The sequence below is a fragment of the Nonomuraea lactucae genome (assembly GCF_003313395.1).
GTDB lineage: Bacteria > Actinomycetota > Actinomycetes > Streptosporangiales > Streptosporangiaceae > Nonomuraea > Nonomuraea lactucae.
The window spans coordinates 1-2,845 of record NZ_QNFZ01000654.1 but is presented as its reverse complement, the minus strand read 5'-3'; the positions used below and the strand labels follow the sequence as shown (position 1 = coordinate 2,845).

3 protein-coding genes are annotated in these 2,845 nt (G+C 72.4%); all 3 read left to right on the top strand.

The features are described 5' to 3' along the window. The coding region (locus DQW85_RS24875; protein ID WP_205315384.1) for a phytanoyl-CoA dioxygenase family protein at nucleotides 1–641 on the top strand (641 nt) is incomplete at its 5' end. Then, nucleotides 626–1,582, top strand: a complete 957-nt coding sequence (locus DQW85_RS24870) for a phosphotriesterase family protein (RefSeq protein WP_240197407.1) — start codon at nucleotides 626–628, stop codon at nucleotides 1,580–1,582. The genes DQW85_RS24875 and DQW85_RS24870, both read left to right, overlap by 16 nt. Further along, nucleotides 1,579–2,772, top strand: coding sequence for a cytochrome P450 (locus DQW85_RS24865; RefSeq protein ID WP_113702418.1), 1,194 nt, complete (start codon nucleotides 1,579–1,581; stop codon nucleotides 2,770–2,772). Before DQW85_RS24870 ends, DQW85_RS24865 begins: the two co-directional genes overlap by 4 nt. The last annotated feature ends 73 nt before the right edge of the window (nucleotides 2,773–2,845 follow it).

The following is a 2,845-nucleotide window of genomic DNA, read 5'->3' as shown; positions in this document are numbered from 1 at the left end:
GGCAGCCGGAGCGGGACCGGGCCGTGACGACGCTGGTCGAGCAGGCGTTCGGCCAGACTCGCGACGTCGCCGAGGCCGACGAGGCGTTCCGCGCGCTGGCCACGAGCGCCGCGATGGGCCGCAACGCCGCCCGGCTGCTGCGCGGCGTGCGCGCGGTGCGCATCCAGGTGACGAACCTGCTGGTCAAGGAGCCGGGCGAGCACGGCGCGACAGAGTTCCACCAGGACTTCCCCTGGATGCCGATGGACCGCTCGGCCATGCTGACGATCTGGCTGGCCCTGGCCGACGTGCCCGCCGACATGGGGTCGCTGCGCTTCTACAGCGGCTCGCACCGCTGCGGGGTGCTCGGGCGGAGCTTCACCCGGGCGGGCGACGACCAGCTCACCCAGCATCCCTGGCTGAAGGAGCTGGAACTGTCGCCGCCGCTCGACCTCCAGGCGGGGGACGCCACCGCGCACCACGCGCTGACCGTGCACGGCGCGCCCGCCAACCACCGCGACACGGCGCGCCTGTCGTTCACCGCCACCTACTTCGACGCCGACGCCCTCTACACCGGCCTGCCGTACCGGCAGACGGACGGGCTCGGCCTGGAGGTGAACCGCCCGTTCGAGCACCCGAGGTTCCCGTGCCTGAGACCGTGAGAGGGCCGGTCGCCGACCTTGGGGCGACGCTCATGCACGAGCACGTCTTCGGGCTCAGCCCGGAGATCCTGTGGAACTGGCCCGACATCCCGGAGCGGTGGGATCCGGAGGAGCGGGCCCGGGAGGCGGCGGGCAAGCTCGACGCGCTGAAGGCCGAGGGCGTCGACACGATCGTGGACCTGACCGTGGTCGGCCTCGGCCGCCACATCCCGTCGGTGCGCCGGGTGGCCGAGCTGACCAGCGTCAACATCGTGGCGGCGACCGGGCTCTACACCTACGACGCGCTGCCCCCGTACTTCGCCAACCGCGGCCCCGGCTCGCTGTTCGGCGGGCCCGACCGGCTGGCCGAGTTCTTCGTCCGGGACATCGCCGAGGGCATCGGCAGGACCGGGGTCAGGGCGGCCATGCTCAAGTGCGCCACCGACCGGGCGGGCATGACGCCCGGGTGCGAGCGGGTCTTCCGCGCCGTCGCGCAGGCGCACCTGGAGACCGGCGCGCCGATCACCACGCACTCGCACAGCGGCACCAGGGGCGGGCTGGAGCAGCAGCGGCTGCTCGCCTCGCTCGGCGTGGACCTGGGCAGGGTCGTGATCGGGCACGCGGGCGACTCCACGGACGTCGCCTACCTGGAGGAACTCGTCGCGAACGGGTCGTTCCTCGGCATGGACCGCTTCGGCATCGACACGATCAGCCCGTTCGAGGACCGGGTGGCGACCGTGGCCGCGATGTGCGAGCGGGGCCACGCCGGGCGGATGGTGCTCGGGCACGACTCCTACTGCTTCAACGACCGCTTCGACGCCGAGGTCGTACGGCGCCGCCACCCGGACTACCACCTCCTGCACGTCTCCCGCGACGTCCTGCCCGAGCTGCGCAAGCGGGGCGTCACCGAGGACCAGATCCACCAGATGCTCGTGGACAACCCGCGGAGGGTTTTCGCATGATCGAGGACTTCGACGTCGGCTCGGACTGGCATGTCGCCTCGCCGTACGAGTTCCTGGCCAGGCTGCGCCGGGAGCGGCCGGTGTTCCGCAGCGAGCACCTCGGCGCGTACGTGCTCACCCGCCACGCCGACGTGCGCGCCGCGTACGGCGACCCGAGGCGGTTCTCCTCCAAGGGCTCGCTGACGATCTCCCGAAGCCTCACCCGGGAGACGCGCGACAGGCTGGGCGAGCACGGGTCGTTCCTGTCGAGCTTCGTGGCCAACGTGGACCCGCCCGACCACACCAGGCTGCGGCGCTCGGTGTCCAGGGCGTTCACGCCCCGGGCGGTCTCGGCGATGGAGGAGACCTTCAGGCGGCTCAACGAGGAACTGCTCGACCGGATCGTCCCCAAGGGCGAGGCGGACTTCGTCCGCGACATCGGGCACGAGCCGTCCGTCAAGCTGACCGCCCGCTTCATCGGGGTGCCGGAGGCGGACGAGGAGTTCGTGCAGGCGCACGTCAAGGACTGGTTCCAGCTCTTCCTGTCGCCCCAGCCGCCGCGGCGGCAGCTTGAGCTGGCCGGCAGCTTCCTCGCGTACCTCGACTACGTGGACCGGCTGGTCGCCGCGCGGGCCGAGGAGCCCCGGGACGACTTCACCTCGCTGATGACCTCGCTGATCGGCGACGAGCTGACCCACCGCGAGGTGGTCGAGCTGATCTCCACGATCCTCCTCGGCGGCAACGACACCGTGCCGAACCAGCTCGGCAACGCCGTGCTGCGGCTGCTGCGCGAGAAGGCGTGGCCGGTCGAGCCCGCCCTCGTCCGGAACGCCGTCGAGGAGTGCATGCGGATCGACGGCGCCTCGCTGGGCTCGTTCCGCTACGCCCTGACCGACATGTCACTGCACGGGGTGACGATCCCGGCGGGCAGCCTCGTGCTGCTGTCCACCGACTCCGCCGCCCACGACGAGACGGTCTTCCCCGACCCCGACAGGTTCGTGATCGACCGGCCGAACGCCGACGCGCACATGGTCTTCGGCTACGGCATCCACTTCTGCGTCGGCGCGGCCCTCGGCAGGCTCCAGCTGCGCACCGCGCTGGAGGTGCTCGGCCGCCGCCTGCCCTCGCTGCGGCTGGTACCCGGCGCGCCGATCGCCTACCGGCGGTCGATCGTCGGCCGCGGCCTGACGGCGCTGCGAGTGGAGTGGTGATGCCCCAGCCCGCCGGGCGGGCCGCCGGCAGGTTCGACGGCCGGGTCGCGCTGGTGACCGGCGCGGGGTCGGG